Source organism: Halostagnicola larsenii XH-48, from assembly GCF_000517625.1.
GTDB lineage: Archaea > Halobacteriota > Halobacteria > Halobacteriales > Natrialbaceae > Halostagnicola > Halostagnicola larsenii.
In genome coordinates this window covers 1,009,589-1,024,238 of record NZ_CP007055.1, presented here as the reverse complement: position 1 = coordinate 1,024,238, position 14,650 = coordinate 1,009,589, and the positions used below count along the sequence as shown (strand labels likewise).

Sequence of the window (14,650 nt, the reverse complement as noted above, 5' to 3'; positions counted from 1 at the left end):
GGCGATCAGCCGCGGGGCTGGCGGTGCTGACTCGAGCAATCGTGGCGACGAACGGCGACGGGATGCCGCTGTCACTACATATTTTACCCCGCGGTCGCTAGCAACCGTATGGACATTTCACGCCGCCGGTTCGCGGCAACGGCCCTCGCCGGTACGGGCGTTGCCGTCGCGGGCTGTCTCAACTCGAACAGCGGGAACGTCGAAGGCGAACTCGAGCTCGAGGGCGAGTCAGAACTCCCCGTTCCGGTCGCCGGCGATCCGGACGCGGACGTAACCGTCATGGTGTTCAAGGACTTCGGTTGCCCCGCGTGTGCGAAATACACGGAAAGTATATATCCCGACATCAAATCCACGTACATCGAGCCCGGAGACATCCGCTACGAGTTTCGTGACTTCCCGATTCCGTCCAGCGACGAGTGGTCCTGGGAAATCGCCAGCGCCGCCCGCTCCGTGCAGGATCAGGGCGGCGACGAGGCGTTCTGGCAGTTCGAAGAGAATATTTATTCCGAGTTCAACGATGGATACTCGCTCGAGGTGATCGAATCGACGGCGAACGACGCCGGCGTCGACGGCGAACAGGTGGTCACGGATACCGAAGACGGCGCCTTTCGAGACGAACTCGAGACGGAAAAGGAACGAGCCAGCAACGCTGGCATCGAAGCCACGCCGTCCGTTTTCGTCGACGGCGAGCAAGTCGAAGCGTCGTACGACGCGATCGAGTCGGCCATCGACGACGCGCTGTAACGCGGATCGACGCTGCCGTCGTCGGCCCGTGTCGCTTCTCGAGCGGTAGTCCCGAAACAGTTCAATGACTTTTAAGCCCCACAACGCGAGTGCTCGCACATGATCCTTTCCGACGCGGACATCCTCGAGCGCCTCGAGGAGGGCGACCTCGTGATCGACCCGATCGACGACTACGAACTCCAGATCCAGCCGGCGAGCGTCGACCTGCGGCTGGGTCGAGAGTTCCTCGAGTTCCAGCGGACGAACATCCCCTGTATCCACCCCACCTCCGAGCGGGAGGTCGACGAGTACGTCACCGAAACGGTCGTCGAGGACGGCGACGATTTCATCCTCCATCCCGGCGACTTCGTGCTGGGGACGACCCACGAACGCGTCGAGATTCCCGCGGATCTCATCGCCCACGTCGAAGGCCGCTCCTCGCTGGGTCGTCTCGCCGTCGTGGTCCACGCGACCGCGGGGCTGTGCGATCCGGGGTACCGTGGCCAGATCACTCTCGAGCTATCGAACCTCGGGTCCGCACCGGTCGCCCTGACCCCCGGCATGCGGATCTCCCAGTTGACGTTCACGGAGCTCAAGACGCCGGCGGACAGGCCGTACGGAAGCGATCGCGGCTCGAAGTACCAGGACCAGGACGGCCCGCAGGCCTCCCGGATCCAAAGCGACGACGAGTTCGGCGGCGACCAACTCGAGCGGACGGACGAATAGGACCGAAAACGGCGTCTCGAGCCGCGTTCTTCTGGAAGCCGGCGTCGTCTGTACTCCGACGGGAGACGGCTGTCCCCTTTCCATTCGTGCGTACACGAAACCTACCGGCGATGAGCTAAACCTACCGGAGGTGAGCCAAACCCGCCGAGAGTCACACCCGCCGACGGTGAGCCACAGTTATCCCGGCGGGGTTCCTACACCGCGCCAACGAATGAAATTCGTCGAAGAAATCGTCGTCGAGGAGTTTCTACCGACGGTTCGATCGATGCTAGCCGGCGAACTTCGCGAGCGCGACCTCACCCAAAGCGAGGTCGCGTCGGTGCTTGGAATCAGCCAGAGCGCCGTCTCGAAGTACGCCCACGGGGACGTGACGACCAATCAGCAAATCGCCGACGACTCGCGCGTCGAATCGCTCGTGGAGGAACTCGGCGCGGGACTGGCGACGGGCGACACGACGCCGGTGCAGGCGCTCATCGAACTCGAGATTCTGATTCGGAACTTAGAGCGCGGCGGGGACGTACTCTCGGGGCTTCACGAGGAGGCGGTTCCCGAACTAGCGGAGTACGAATCCAGTTTTCGGGTCCACGACCCCGAAAGCGACCTCCGGGCGAGCGAGCGCGTCCTCTCCTCGCTCCGGCGAGGCCTTCGCATCCTCGAGAACGCGAGCGGGTTCGCGGGACTGATTCCCGCGGTTGGGTCGAATCTCGTCGCGTGTACGCCCGATGCCGAGGGGATCGACGACGTCGCGGGGGTTCCCGGCCGCGTCTTCGACGTGAAGGGGAAGGCGACGGTCCCCGGCGATCCGGAGTTCGGCGTTTCCGAACACGTCGCGTCAGTGTTGCTCGCGGCGCGCCGACACGGGGCGGACGCGTCCGCGGCGGCGAACATCAAGTACGATCGCCAGATCGTCGACACGCTCGCCGATCGAGGCCACGTCACTGCGGAGTTCGACGGGTCGGGCGACGTCGCCTCGAGCGTGGGCGCGGCCATCGAGTCCCAGCCCGATGCGACAGTGCTCTACCAGACCGGCGGAATGGGGATCGAACCGATCACGTACGTGCTCGGCCCGGACGCGGAATCAGTCGCTGATACGGTTCGGTCGGTAATTTAAGCACGGCCGCCCACCAGCTACCTGAACCATCAATGACCGAAGACGCGCAGGCGTTCTACGGACGATGGGCGCGGCTCTACGACCTGCTGGCGCGCAAAACCCCGGGGATCGTCGCGCTTCGCCAGCGGGCGGCAGACGCCTGTCGACTCGAGCCGGGCGATACGGTCGTCGAAATGGGCTGTGGAACGGGTGCGAACCTCCCTTTCTTTCGGTCGGCGGTCGGCCCCGAGGGAACCGTCATCGGGATCGATTTTACCGCCCCCGTCCTCGAGCGAGCGCGCGAGTTGACCGCCCAGTACGACAACGTCCACGTCATCCGCGGAGACGCAACAGCACCGCCGGTTTCGGGACCGGTTGACGCCGTCCTCGCGACGTTCGTCGTCGGCATGCTCTCGAATCCCGCCGGCGCGGTCGAGGACTGGACGAAATTCGTTGGTTCCGGCGGCCACGTCGTCCTGGTCAACGCGGCGAGAAGCGATCGGTGGTACAGTCCGCCGGTAAACGCCCTTTTCCACGCGATCACGGTCCTTTCGACACCACCGACGACGAAGCTTCGCTACGAGACAGCGCCGACGCGGCGGCTGGACGAACGCATTCGGCACGCCCACGACGCGCTTCGAGAAAACGCAGACGCTGTCGCCCACGAAACGCACGTGCTCGGAGTCGTTCGATTGACCGGCGGTCGGATCGCGTAATCGACGCACACTCGAGGGCGTCGGCATCGTCGGGAAACCCGATCGCTCGGTCTTGCGCGATTACTCGGTCTTGCGCGGTCACTCGGTCCTGCAGTCGCTGTCGTACTCGAGTCGGCTGGAACCCGCCACGAGCGGTGGGTCTTCCTCGGCCCGATCGAGTAACGTCGTCAGGACGGCCTCGATAGCTTCGAACTTCGGCCCCCGTCGGACCTGAAACGGGTTCGTCCGCCAGCGAACGAAATCGTAGTCCGCTAACAGCGGGAGGTGACAGTGAACGAGTTGGGATCGAAGCTTGCGTTCGTCCCGGTCGATCTCCTTTAGGAGCGCCGCTTCCGGGAGGTTGACGTACTCCTCCGGACGAGCGTCGAGGAGCGAAACCAATAGCCGACGCCGCGGCTCGGCCGACAGGGCGCCGAAGATTCGGTCCCACTGTTCGACGATTCCGTTTTCCTCCTGACAGGGGGGCGCGGGCATAATACATCTTTGTAAGGGAATAACACACATAATAGTTATGTTTACCAGGCTGCCGAAGCTGACGTTCACGGACGTTGCTGGACCGCAATGGGGGGTCGAACTCGTTACGAACCGCTTCCCTCGAGCGGTTCGGGTTCGAGTCCGGATTCGCGTTCGAGCAGCGGCTCTCGGATCTCCGCGGGGAGCGGCTTCGGTCGTTCGGTTTCCGGATCGAAGTGGACGTTCGTCGTCTCGCCGGTCGCCACGACAGTACCGTCGACCCGGAACTCGTACTCCATCGTCCAGCTCGTCTCGCCGAGGTCGGTCACCGACACGGCGACCTCGAGGTCGTCGTCGAGCGAGATCGGCCGGGCAAACGAAAGCTCGAGGTTGACGATGACGAGTTCGAACTCGGTGACGTCGACGTCGAGGACCGACTCCAGATACGCGAATCTGGCCTCCTCGAGATACGTCGAATACACTGCGTTGTTGACGTGGTTCAATCGATCGATATCCCGGAATCGAACGGGAATCGATAGCGTGAATTCGTCACTCATTGATAGTTGTGAGTCGACAGTGACCCAAAAATGTACACCGAATCGGGCGGCCGATGTCTCGATGGGACCGCCGTTCGGTCGCGTGTTCCGAACCGCTATTCGCTCGCGGGCTCCGTCCGATCACGCCCGTACAACTCGGCGTGCTCCGGACAGAAGGTGGGCTCTCGAAGTTGGGCCTCGATCACCCCCTCGTGACGGTGGGCGTTGAATAGCCGACACCGTGGGTCATCACAAAACGGCGTTCCATTCAGAAGATAGTTCATCGCCTGTAACACGTACCCTTTCACCACCTCGGTCGTTCGCGGGTCGTCTTCTATCAGGAACTCGCCCTCGACGCGGTTCTCGAGTACTTCTCGAGGCGGCGAATCTCCCGACAGCAGCGCGTGTTGCTGTTTTTCTTTGTAATAGCGCTCGGGCTTTGCTGGGGCCTCGTATAGCCCAGGGACGGAGACGAGCGCGGGTTGCCCGAGGACGTTCACCCGCTTGTGCCACCGGCCGTCGTGCTCGCCCCAGGTTCCGATCGCTCGATCGAGAATCGCGACGTGAAGCGTCTCGAGAACCCGTTCGTCGGGAATCATCGCCTCGTTGAGCGCCCGCTGGACCTGCAAGCCGTCGTAGAGGACGCCCCCGCCGCGGTCGGGCGACTCGAGGACGCGCTCCTCGTACCGGACCGTCCCGAGCATCGTGTTCCCCGTTTCGCGGTCGTAGGGAGACCGAACGCGAGCCTCGGCGAGCCGCTCGGCTAACTCATCGGTTCGGTGAACGTCGAGGAATCGGTCTCTCACGACGACGGGTGCGTCGACCGACGACGCCAGGCGCTCTTCGAGCCAATCTGCGGTCTCATCGATCCCGGCTTCGGTCGTCGGCGCTCGATACAGGACGACTCGGTCCATCGCTCGTTCAGTCGTCGGCCGGGGCCGCTCGAGAGGTCAGTTCGACGGGATCGGCCTCGACCTCGAGTTCGTCGAGTGCGACCTGGGCGGCGCGTTTCCCGGAGACGAGCATGGCACCGAACGTCGGGCCCATGCGCGGCAGTCCGAAGGTGGTTGCGGTCGCCATCCCGGTCGCGATCAGGCCGTCGTGGACGAGGCCCGTGTGTTCGACGACGGCGTCCTCGCTCTCGCCGACCCACATCGAGTCGTGGCCGGGCGAGTCGTGACCCGGTGCGCCGTAGGTGTCGCTGTCGGTCTGGTCCATGACCTGGCCGCGCTCTTTCGCGTCCTGAATGCCGGGCGCGTCGAGCACGCCGCGCTCGTCGAGTTTGGTGACCGCCATCGCGTCGTGGCCCGTCGCGTCGATGACGAGGTCCGCTTCGACGGCGATGGGGTCGACGCAGGTGATCTCCCGGGGCAGCGCGTGGACCGGCGTCCAGTTCATGACGATGCCGCCGACGCGGTGGTTCTCGCGGATGACGATGTCCGTGAACTCGGTCATGTTCTGCATCTTCGCGCCCGCGTCGCAGGCCGCCTTGATCAGGCCGGAACAGGCCTCGGGGCCGTTCGCGACGTAGAGGTCCTCGCTGTCCTGGGACTCCTTGTAGGACACGTCCAGTTCGTCGAGCACCTTCTGGGCGGGGCTGCGAACCGTGACCTTGTTCATCAGGAAGCCGCCGAGCCAGAAGCCGCCGCCGAGGTAGTTGTTCTTCTCGACGACCATCACCTTCACTCCCCGCTCGGAGAGTTCCTTCGCGGCCGTGAGGCCGGAGGGACCGCCACCGACGATGATGACGTCCGAGTCCGAGAAGTCCATGAACTCCTCGGTCCATTCCTGTCCGATCGCTCGCGTTACGTCCGCCTCGCCGACGTCGCTGAATTTTTCGAACTCGCTCATACAACCAGGTAATAACACTAGGTGGTGAAAAAGGTATCGAGACGACGGACTCCCCTCGGCGGGGCAAAAATCCCGTGGTCCAGCTTCCGTCACCGGCTTGCCAACATCTTTCGCCCTCGGCCCCGTCAGATCTGCCTATGATCGACGACCCACACGGAAATCAGCCCCTCGAGCGCGCCGGAGCCGACCTCGAGGACGCGAGCGCGGCGATGGTCCTCGTCCACGGCCGCGGGGCCCGCGCGAGCGGGATGCTCGAGTTCGCAAACGAGTTCGCGCGCGACGATATCGCCTTTCTCGCGCCGCAGGCCCATCGCGGAACCTGGTACCCGAACTCGTTTCTCGCCCCTATCGAGGACAACCAGCCACATCTCGACTCCGCGCTGGCCAAACTCGAGGACGTTCTCGAGACGGTCGAATCGGCAGGAATGCCGCTCGAGCGAACGATCCTGCTCGGCTTCTCACAGGGAGGCTGTCTCTCGACCGAATACGCCGCTCGAAACGCCGATCGATACGGCGGCGTCGTCGCCCTCTCTGGGGGCCTGATCGGTGCCGAAGGGACGCCTCGAGACTACGACGGCTCGATGGACGGAACGCCGGTGTTCATCGGCTGCGGGGATCAGGACCCCCACATTCCGGTCGAACGGGTCGACGAGTCGATCCGGGCCTTCGACGAACTCGAGGCCGAGACCGAGAAACGGATCTATCAGGGTGTCGGCCACACGGTGTTAGAGGACGAACTCGAGTACGTCCGCGAACTCGTCGACAGGGTGGCGGAGTGATCGGTAGTAAAAGGGGACGATCGGACTTCCGCGCTCTTCTCACAAACGCCTGCTTCGCGAGGCGACCACGTCAAGCCCCGGACTGTAGTAATAGACCGGTTCGGCGTTCGGCGTTTCGAATCCGTGCGCCGAAAACAGCGTATTCGTTTCGATGTCGGCAGCGGCCGGGTACAACTGCCACGGGTCGTGTTCGACGTCCGTGTACCGGATCGACCCGTCCTGCGCTTCGGTGTAGAACCGATAGCGTTCGACCAGGAACTCCCCGAACGGATCGCTCGGGGCCAAAAACGGGTCGTCGGTCGGCCAGTAGGTCCCCTCGTATTGGGCGGGTCGAGCACCCGGATGACGACGGTTGCTCGAGAACGCGACGCGGCCGTCTTCGACCGCCAGCGAGATACGCGCGTAGTAGTACGGCAGGTGGTGGAAGACGCGCGCGCCGAGCACGCTCGAGATGCCCTGCGCATCGAGGCTGAAGAAGTAGACGCTCGGCACGCCGTCGTGCGTGACGTACGTTCTAACGTTGAGTTCCGGTAGTCTGATACCGAGCGATTTCGGAACGCCCCTCGGTCGGACGGCGACGTTGGTGAACGGAACGATCGACAGCCACGCGGACCCGTCGTACTCGTCGGGCGTCAGCGTGGCAGGAAGATGGGCGTCCATCACGTCGGGATCGATCGGCCAGTTCTCGAACAGCAGTTGCCGCCATCCCATCTCTAACGGAACGACCATGTTGACACTCTAGCGTACGGACAAAAATCACTTGTTACGAACGTCTGCCGATTATCGGACCGGTTCCCCTTTTCAGCGGGCAGTCCGCTTTCGTTACACGTGCATCCAGAGCGCCGCGCTCACGAGGATCACGGTCATGACGCCTCCCCCGACGACCGCCGTTCGCTTCTCGAGCGCGCCGGGATGGCGTGCAAGCGCCAACGGAACGACACAGCCGAGGGCGGCACCGAGCAGCGTGCTGATCCGAACGGAATCTCCGGTGATGAACGGGACGGCGACGGATGCAACGAGTACGCCACCCATCACCAGTAGTGCGCTCCGGAGCGGAGACAGTTCCATACGGAACGATGGACACCGTCCACCAAATGATATTCGGTCTACCTGTTTCCACCGGCCGGTTCTCACATACTGGACCGGATGCCGCCTCGAGAACGAACCGATTTAGTCCCGGCGGCCAAAGCCGTTCCAACTACGAACATGCGCCCCGCTCATCCAACCGAACAGGCCGTCGGCATGGAGTATTACGTCAGCGACGCCGACGGGGTCGGCGGTCGCTTGCGCGACGCGGACGACCACTTTCGCGTGCGCGAACTCGAGCGGTTCTCGACCGAGCCGGTCGACGCGTCGACGGACGCCTATCCGCACCTCGTCTTCCGGGCGACGCTCACGGCGTGGGACACGAACGACTTCGCGTCCCGGCTCTCCGACGCGCTGGGAATCAGTCGCGAACGGATCAACTGGGCCGGAACCAAGGACAAGTACGCCGTGACGACCCAGCTGTTTTCGGTCTACGCGCCCGACCGCAACGAGCTTCCGGAGGTGAACGAAGCCGACATCGAGGTGCTCGGGCGGGCGGGACGCGGACTCGAGTTCGGCGACCTCGCCGGAAACAGCTTCGAGTTGGTCGTCAGCGACGCCGAGCGACCGGAAACCGCGGCGGAGATTACCGACGAACTCGGCGAGTTCGGCGGCGCGGGCGTCGGTAACGATGACGAAGACGGCTCGCCGCAAACCATCGGCGTGCCCAACTTCTTCGGCCAACAGCGGTTCGGAAGCCAGCGGCCGGTCACGCACGAAGTCGGCCTCGCCATCGCTCGAGGCGACTGGGAGGGGGCCGTGATGGCCTACCTCGGCAATCCGACCGAGTCCGAGCCGGAGGGGACGCGAGAAGCCCGCCGGTTCGTCGACGAGAGCCGCGACTGGCAGGCGGCACTCGAGCGGTTTCCCAATCGCCTGCGGTACGAGCGCTCGATGCTCCACGAACTGGCCGAACACCAGAGCCAGGAATCCGGCGAGCCGGGTCCGGAGACGTACCGGGCGGCGCTCGAGCGGGTTCCGTCGAACCTCCAGCGGCTGTTCGTTCACGCGGCCCAGTCCTACGCGTTCAACCTGATGCTGAGCGAACGGCTCGAGCGGGGACTCCCCTTCGACCGGCCGGTCGAGGGAGACGTCGTCTGTTTCGCCGACCGAGACGCCCCCGACGAACTCGAGTTGCCTGACGTCGACCGGGAACAGCGCGTCGACGAGCGCCGGATTCGATCCGTGACCCGCCACTGCGAGCGCGGGCGAGCGTTCGTCACGGCGCCGCTGGTCGGAACCGACACGACACTGGCCGACGGCGCGCAGGGCGAGATCGAACGCGACGTGCTCGCGGAGCTCGACCTCGAGCCAGACGATTTCGACCTGCCCGGCGAGTTCCACTCGACCGGGACCCGGCGCGCGATCCTCGTTCGAACCGACCTCGCGCTCGAGAGCGAGCCGCTGACGCTCTCGTTTGCGCTGCCGAAAGGGTCCTACGCGACGGTGTTGTGTCGCGAGTATCTGAAAGTCGATCCGATCGACCTCGGGTAGCGCGAGCGGCCGCCCCGTCGGAAATGGGCGGGTCGCGGGCGCGGTCGCTCGCGTGACAGCCCGCGACCGAAAAGCGCGGGCGTTTTACACGGATAGTCCCAACTCCGAGCAGAGCCATGGAGTGTCGCCACTGCGCATCGTCGCTCGAGAAACCCGGAGACTTCTGTCTGGTCTGTCGGGAGTCGAACACCGACCGGGTCGTTCTCGAGGCGGGTCGCGAGCGGGCGACAATCACGATGCTCGCCGATGAGACGGCGATTGGCGAGACGACCATCACGACGGTTCCCGAGACTGGCGAGGAAGAGACCGTCGAATTTCGCAACTTCGCAGAACTGATCGGGGACGAGATCCGCAGGAAGCGCCCGGAGGAGGTCTACGCGGCGGGAGAGCGCTCGGTCATCCGCGCCGTTCGGAACACCCTCCATCACACGTTCTATCGCGTGGACGATGAGGAACCAGTCGACGCCGTCATCGAGCGAAACGGGGAACGAGCGCTCGACGTTGTTAATCTCCCACTCTCGGAGAAAATTGGTGGCAGCCACACGACGCTGATCGGCGGCCGAACGGGCATGCAGGCCATTCGAACCGTCGCGGGACACCCCCACGTCAAGAAAGTCATCCCTGGCCCGATCGACGCGGGTGGGAAGGGGTCCCAATCAGGACTGCGCGCGAAAGTCACGCGAGCCGACGACGGCGGAAACATTCGCCTCCTTTTGCGAGACGGCTCGAGCGTGCAGGAAAACCGGATCGTCACGACTGCACGCGACCGAGAGATGGGCGAACGGGTCCGTGACGACCTCAACGACGTACTCGACGAAGAAGAGTTCCAGTGATCGACCCCGGAACAAACCGGCAGCGGAAGTCGCCGTCGGTGGGTATCAGTTGCGTTCCATAACGTTCGTTGCCAGGTCACTCTGTCGACTCGAGAGAAGAGACAGTACCTGCTGGTTGTCAGTCACTTATCCGGCGGGCCGTAATTAGATGTAATTACGATGCTCGAGCGAGCCGACATCGTCCTGGCGCTGATTCCGCTGCTCGCGATGAGCGGACTGACTGTCCGGGCGCTCGTCGTTTTCACCGGGATCGGGACGGGATTGCTCGCCGTACCGCTCGCACCGCTCGGCTACCTCGCCGCGCTGGGCGTCGTCGTCCGGGAACTGGTGTGGACCGCCGTCGTGAACGGCGGACCCACCGGACGAGCGTGACTCAACAGCTTTATGAATCCGCTGGGGATAGGGTACGATACTATGAGCAACAACTCTGGGATCGTCGGTAGCGCTGGCCGATTCGGCGCACGCTACGGGCGCGTTTCCCGACGACGAGTGAGCGATATCGAGGCCGACATGGAGAACGCGACAGTCGACGGCGACGACGTTACCCGCGTCGGAACCGGTATCTGGAAGAACGACGAGACCGGCGAAGTGTTCACCGGCGGTGCCTACCGCCCACAGACGCCGGCCGGAAAGACCGTGACCCGATCGATCCGGGCCGCGCTGGCAGAAGACGAAAGCGACGACTAACGCACTCGGAAACAGTCCACCATGAGTTACAAATGTTCCCGCTGTAAACGCGACGTCCAGCTCGACGAATACGGCGGCGTCCGCTGTCCGTACTGCGGACACCGGGTCCTGCTCAAAGAGCGCAGCCGAGACGTCAAGGAAGTCGACGTCCACTAGCCCGCGTGTTTTCTCACGGCGCAACCCTCGAGTTCGACTACGAGAGCGACGCTCGAGCGCGTCTCATCGCCGAAAGCGTCACCCGCGAGATCGGCGAGATCGATGACGACCGCTCGAGAACGACGATTTCCCGGTCCGACCGAACCGTCCGCATCGAGATCGAAGCTCGAGACGTTATCGCCCTTCGAGCGGCGCTCAACACCTGGTTTACGCTGGTCGACGTTGCAGAGGAGACCGCCACCGCAGGAAGCCGGTTCGTCTGAAATTCTCATAGTCGTCGATCGAACGGTCTCGACGGCCGACCGAACGCAAAGCTTGGCTTTATCAGTCCGGAGGGCTTCGGTCGGGGTATGCAAGGAAACCTGCCGCCGGAAGCACAGGAGAAAATCGAGGAGCTACAGGACCTACAGGAGACCGCCCAGACGGTCGCCGTCCAGAAACAGGAGGCAGAATCCTCGCTCACCGACGCCGAGAACGCGCTCGAGGAACTCGAGAACATCGACGACGAGACGACCATGTACCGACAGGTCGGCGAACTCCTCGTCGAAACCGAGTACGACGAAGCCGAATCGGACCTCGACGAGAAGGTCGATAGCCTCGAGATCCGACTCGAAACCCTCGAAAAGCAGGAAGACCGCGTACAGGATCAGTTCGAATCCCTGCAGGAGGAACTCGAGCAGATGCTCGGCGGCGCTGGCGGCGGCATGGGCGGCCCGGCCGGCCCAGGCGGTCCGGGCGCAGGCGGCGCATAAACTGACCGATCGAACGCGACTCGAAGCGGGATCCGATTCCCAGTCGCCCACTTTTTGGGGCGACGCCACCACATCGACAACAGGACCAGCAATGAATACAGACACGGACACAGATGCGGACGCCGACCCGGACCCGGAAACGGTCGTGCAGACCGCCTCCGATGCAGCTGAAGCGCGAATTTTCTCGGCGTACAAACAGTCGGCGGTCCGCGATTACGACGTGACGGTCGTCTTCGAAGAGGGCGTGCTCGAGGTCGACGTCTACCTCAACGCCCCCGAGGACGAAGCCGATCCGGACGCCGTCGCCGACGAGGCGGCGCTGGCGGCGAGAGCGGCGGTGGACGAACTGTTCGACGAGTAGCAAAGGCGATTTCAGGTCGCCAAATCGCACCGAACATTCCTTCGACGAGCCGGACCCCCACCCCCGCTCGAGTTACTCCTTTTGCGGGACTGACTCCGCGGCCGAGCGCACGGTTTCGACCGAAAGTGCGGACAGCGAGACGAGTTCGCCCCCCGTTTCGGCGGCGACGAGTTCGGAGAGCCCGGCTCGAGAGTCGTCTCCCGCATCGACGACGACGACCAACGCGCCCGCGGCGCGGAGCCGTCTGGCTGCCCGTCGCGTCGCCTCCGTCGGACTAGCGGATTCTCCCGCGACGTTCGCCCCGCCGTCGGTGACCAGAACGACGACCGACGCGTCGGTGTCCGTCCGCTCGAGGACCGATCGGGTCGTCTCTATGCCTGCCGGAAGCGGCGTGCGATCGCCGGAGGGGAGGTCCTTGAGGTGGCGCGCGGCGAGCGTGACGCTGGTAGTCGGGGGAAGAAGCACGTCGGCGTCGTCTCCGGCGAACGCGACGAACGCGACCTCGTCGCGGCGCTGGTAGCTGTCTCGAAGCAGGTCGAGGACGACCCCCTTCGCCGTTCGCATCGCGGGGGCCATCGAGGCGCTCGCGTCGACCGCGAACACGATCGTCGCCGCCGCGTCGCTGCTTCGGACGGACCGACGAAGGTCCTGCTCGCCGACGCGCGACTCGCCGCGACTCGCCGCCGATCGGACGGATGCGGCGGCGTCGATCGATCCGGTCCCGTCGCTCTCGGAAACGGGTTCGGTCCGGACGCGGGCCCCGCGGCCGTCGGTCGTCGGGGCCGTGCTCGCTCGAGAGCCGCCGGACGTGTCTCCGCGAGTCTCGGTCGCGGACCCGATCTCGAGATTCGGTGCGTCCGCCTCGCCGATGTCGGCCCGCTGGCCGGGTAGTAATGGTGTCGCCGTCTCGTCGGCGCTCCCACCGTCGTCCTCCCCATCGCCGCTGTCGTCTTCGCGGCTATTGTCGCGGTCGGTCTCACCGTCACTTTCGCCACGTTCGGACCCCGCGTCGGCTCGCCGCTCGCTCGAGGGGCCGGACTCGCCGCTTGCTCGTTCACCGTCGGCGGGCTCTTCAGCCGGTGAAGGGCCGTTCGGCTGGTCGGACGCTGATTCCTGCCCGTCCCTGCTACCATATTTCTCATCGTCGTTTCCGGGTTCTCCAGCTTCGTTGCGGTCTTGCTCACCGTCGGCGCCCGTCTCACCTTTACTGCCGTCTTTTCCAGCTTCGCCGCCGTCGCCACCGTTCTCCTCGTCGTCATCGCCCTCTCCGTCGTTCGCGTCGTCCGACTCGCTCTCGGCGTCGGCGGGGTCGTCGAACTCCTCGTCGAGCAGGTCCTCGAGATCGGGGGCCTCCTCGAAGGGGGTACTCCGAAGCCGGTGGGGGAGGGTGTACGAAGCGGCTTCGCGTACGTCGGGCTCGATGACGGTCGTCCGTCCCTCGAGCGCGGCGATCGTTCTGGCCGTCCTGGCGGTGGCGACATCGCCGCGATGGCCGTCGACATCGGCCTCGAGACAGAGCCGAGCGATGTCGGCTTTGAAATCGGCGGGGAGCTCGACTGCCGGGAGCCGATCCCGGGCGTCCGCGAGGTCGTTTCGGAGGGCTCGAACGTCAGCGGCGTACTTGAAGTCGGGGTCGGCGGCGGACGTGCTGTCGGCGTTCTCGCGACCGAGGCCGAGCGAGCGGTCGATGATTTCGACGCGATCTTCGATCTCCCGACAGCCCTCGACGGTCGCCTGCAGCGCGAATCGGTCCCGAAGCTGCGGACGGAGATCGCCCTCCTCGGGGTTCATCGTCCCGATGAGCGTGAACTCGGCGGGATGGGAGACGCTCACGCCGTCCCGCTCGACGGTGTTGACGCCGCTCGCCGCCGCGTCGAGGATGACGTCGACCAGGTGATCCTCGAGAAGATTGACCTCGTCGACGTAGAGAATTCCCCGATGCGCGCGGGCTACCAGTCCGGGGTCGAAGTCTGCCTCGCCGGCGAGCGCGTCCTCGACGGAGAGGGTTCCGACGACGCGGTCGCGAGTGGCTCCGAGGGGAAGCGTGACGAGCGGAACCGGCCGCGTTTCGATCGGGAGTTCCGCTCGAGCGTCGTTCTCCTCTCGACCGTCCGCGCGCGTTCGACAGTTCATACACTGCAGACGCGGGTCGTCCGGCGAACAGCCGTACGGACAGTCGGCAACCACTCGTTGCTCAGGGAGCAGGTCGACCAGCGCGCGGACGGCCGTCGACTTCGCCGTTCCTTTTTCCCCGGCGACGAGCGCGCCGTCGAGTTCGTCGTTGACGGCGACGGCGAGCAACACTCGCTTGAGTTCCTCCTGCCCGACGATCGCTGGAAAGGGGAGTGACGATAGCTTTTTGTCTCCAGCGTTTGCAACCATGCTTGCGCTAATACAATAGAGGTTT

20 protein-coding genes are annotated in these 14,650 nt (G+C 64.6%); 13 read left to right on the top strand and 7 right to left on the bottom strand.

Annotated elements, in window-relative coordinates:
• The first annotated feature begins 108 nt into the window (after positions 1–108).
• From HALLA_RS05150 to HALLA_RS05135, 4 genes are all read left to right on the top strand, one after another.
• Positions 109–744, top strand: coding sequence for a thioredoxin domain-containing protein (locus tag HALLA_RS05150; protein ID WP_049952379.1), 636 nt, complete (start codon positions 109–111; stop codon positions 742–744).
• Positions 745–843: 99 nt separating this feature from the next.
• Entirely contained in the window at positions 844–1,449 is a 606-nt protein-coding gene (dcd, locus tag HALLA_RS05145; RefSeq protein WP_049952378.1) for a dCTP deaminase, read from the top strand.
• Positions 1,450–1,660: 211 nt separating this feature from the next.
• A complete protein-coding gene (locus tag HALLA_RS05140) occupies positions 1,661–2,560 on the top strand; it encodes a thiamine-phosphate synthase family protein (RefSeq protein ID WP_049952377.1) in 900 nt (299 codons plus the stop codon).
• Positions 2,561–2,592: 32 nt separating this feature from the next.
• Complete coding sequence (locus HALLA_RS05135) at positions 2,593–3,255, top strand: class I SAM-dependent methyltransferase (RefSeq protein ID WP_049952376.1); 663 nt, start codon at positions 2,593–2,595, stop codon at positions 3,253–3,255.
• Positions 3,256–3,333: 78 nt separating this feature from the next.
• On the opposite strand, the gene HALLA_RS05130 is transcribed toward HALLA_RS05135, so the two are convergent.
• From HALLA_RS05130 to HALLA_RS05115, 4 genes are all read right to left on the bottom strand, one after another.
• Positions 3,334–3,729 carry a hypothetical protein gene (locus HALLA_RS05130; RefSeq protein WP_049952375.1) on the bottom strand — a complete coding sequence of 132 codons (396 nt, stop codon included), beginning with the start codon at positions 3,727–3,729 and terminating at the stop codon, positions 3,334–3,336.
• 104 nt (positions 3,730–3,833) lie between these two features.
• Complete coding sequence (locus tag HALLA_RS05125) at positions 3,834–4,265, bottom strand: acyl-CoA thioesterase (RefSeq protein WP_049952374.1); 432 nt, start codon at positions 4,263–4,265, stop codon at positions 3,834–3,836.
• A 95-nt stretch (positions 4,266–4,360) separates the two neighbouring features.
• A complete protein-coding gene (locus HALLA_RS05120) occupies positions 4,361–5,158 on the bottom strand; it encodes a DUF7001 family protein (RefSeq protein ID WP_049952373.1) in 798 nt (265 codons plus the stop codon).
• Between the two features lie 7 nt (positions 5,159–5,165).
• Complete coding sequence (locus HALLA_RS05115) at positions 5,166–6,095, bottom strand: sulfide-dependent adenosine diphosphate thiazole synthase (RefSeq protein ID WP_049952372.1); 930 nt, start codon at positions 6,093–6,095, stop codon at positions 5,166–5,168.
• Positions 6,096–6,232: 137 nt separating this feature from the next.
• Here HALLA_RS05115 and HALLA_RS05110 point away from each other — a divergent pair, with 137 nt between their 5' ends.
• On the top strand, positions 6,233–6,874 hold the full coding sequence (locus HALLA_RS05110; RefSeq protein WP_049952371.1) for an alpha/beta hydrolase: 642 nt from the start codon (positions 6,233–6,235) through the stop codon (positions 6,872–6,874).
• Between the two features lie 39 nt (positions 6,875–6,913).
• Here HALLA_RS05110 and HALLA_RS05105 read toward each other — a convergent pair whose 3' ends face one another.
• Together HALLA_RS05105 and HALLA_RS05100 are read right to left on the bottom strand one after the other, a co-directional pair.
• The gene (locus tag HALLA_RS05105; RefSeq protein ID WP_049952370.1) at positions 6,914–7,603 is read right to left on the bottom strand and encodes a YqjF family protein; all 690 of its coding nucleotides are present in this window, start codon (positions 7,601–7,603) and stop codon (positions 6,914–6,916) included.
• 93 nt (positions 7,604–7,696) lie between these two features.
• Positions 7,697–7,942, bottom strand: a complete 246-nt coding sequence (locus HALLA_RS05100; protein ID WP_049952369.1) for a hypothetical protein — start codon at positions 7,940–7,942, stop codon at positions 7,697–7,699.
• A gap of 138 nt (positions 7,943–8,080) precedes the next feature.
• Between HALLA_RS05100 and truD the strand changes: the two genes are divergently transcribed.
• The 8 genes from truD to HALLA_RS05060 all read left to right on the top strand — a co-directional run bounded on the left by truD (position 8,081) and on the right by HALLA_RS05060 (position 12,243).
• Positions 8,081–9,454: a tRNA pseudouridine(13) synthase TruD gene (gene truD, locus HALLA_RS05095; RefSeq protein WP_049952368.1), complete on the top strand. Its 1,374-nt coding sequence runs from the start codon at positions 8,081–8,083 to the stop codon at positions 9,452–9,454.
• 116 nt (positions 9,455–9,570) lie between these two features.
• A complete protein-coding gene (locus tag HALLA_RS05090) occupies positions 9,571–10,287 on the top strand; it encodes a DUF2103 domain-containing protein (protein ID WP_049952367.1) in 717 nt (238 codons plus the stop codon).
• A gap of 159 nt (positions 10,288–10,446) precedes the next feature.
• Complete coding sequence (locus tag HALLA_RS05085) at positions 10,447–10,659, top strand: hypothetical protein (protein WP_049952366.1); 213 nt, start codon at positions 10,447–10,449, stop codon at positions 10,657–10,659.
• A 42-nt stretch (positions 10,660–10,701) separates the two neighbouring features.
• Positions 10,702–10,974, top strand: coding sequence for a 50S ribosomal protein L37Ae (locus HALLA_RS05080; RefSeq protein ID WP_049952365.1), 273 nt, complete (start codon positions 10,702–10,704; stop codon positions 10,972–10,974).
• 21 nt (positions 10,975–10,995) lie between these two features.
• Entirely contained in the window at positions 10,996–11,130 is a 135-nt protein-coding gene (locus tag HALLA_RS05075) for a DNA-directed RNA polymerase subunit P (RefSeq protein ID WP_049952364.1), read from the top strand.
• A gap of 5 nt (positions 11,131–11,135) precedes the next feature.
• A complete protein-coding gene (locus HALLA_RS05070) occupies positions 11,136–11,393 on the top strand; it encodes a KEOPS complex subunit Pcc1 (protein WP_049952363.1) in 258 nt (85 codons plus the stop codon).
• 87 nt (positions 11,394–11,480) lie between these two features.
• A complete protein-coding gene (locus HALLA_RS05065; protein WP_049952362.1) occupies positions 11,481–11,882 on the top strand; it encodes a prefoldin subunit beta in 402 nt (133 codons plus the stop codon).
• A gap of 91 nt (positions 11,883–11,973) precedes the next feature.
• Positions 11,974–12,243: a DUF3194 domain-containing protein gene (locus HALLA_RS05060; RefSeq protein WP_049952361.1), complete on the top strand. Its 270-nt coding sequence runs from the start codon at positions 11,974–11,976 to the stop codon at positions 12,241–12,243.
• A gap of 72 nt (positions 12,244–12,315) precedes the next feature.
• Here HALLA_RS05060 and HALLA_RS05055 read toward each other — a convergent pair whose 3' ends face one another.
• Positions 12,316–14,625, bottom strand: coding sequence for a VWA domain-containing protein (locus tag HALLA_RS05055; RefSeq protein WP_049952360.1), 2,310 nt, complete (start codon positions 14,623–14,625; stop codon positions 12,316–12,318).
• Positions 14,626–14,650 lie beyond the last annotated feature (25 nt).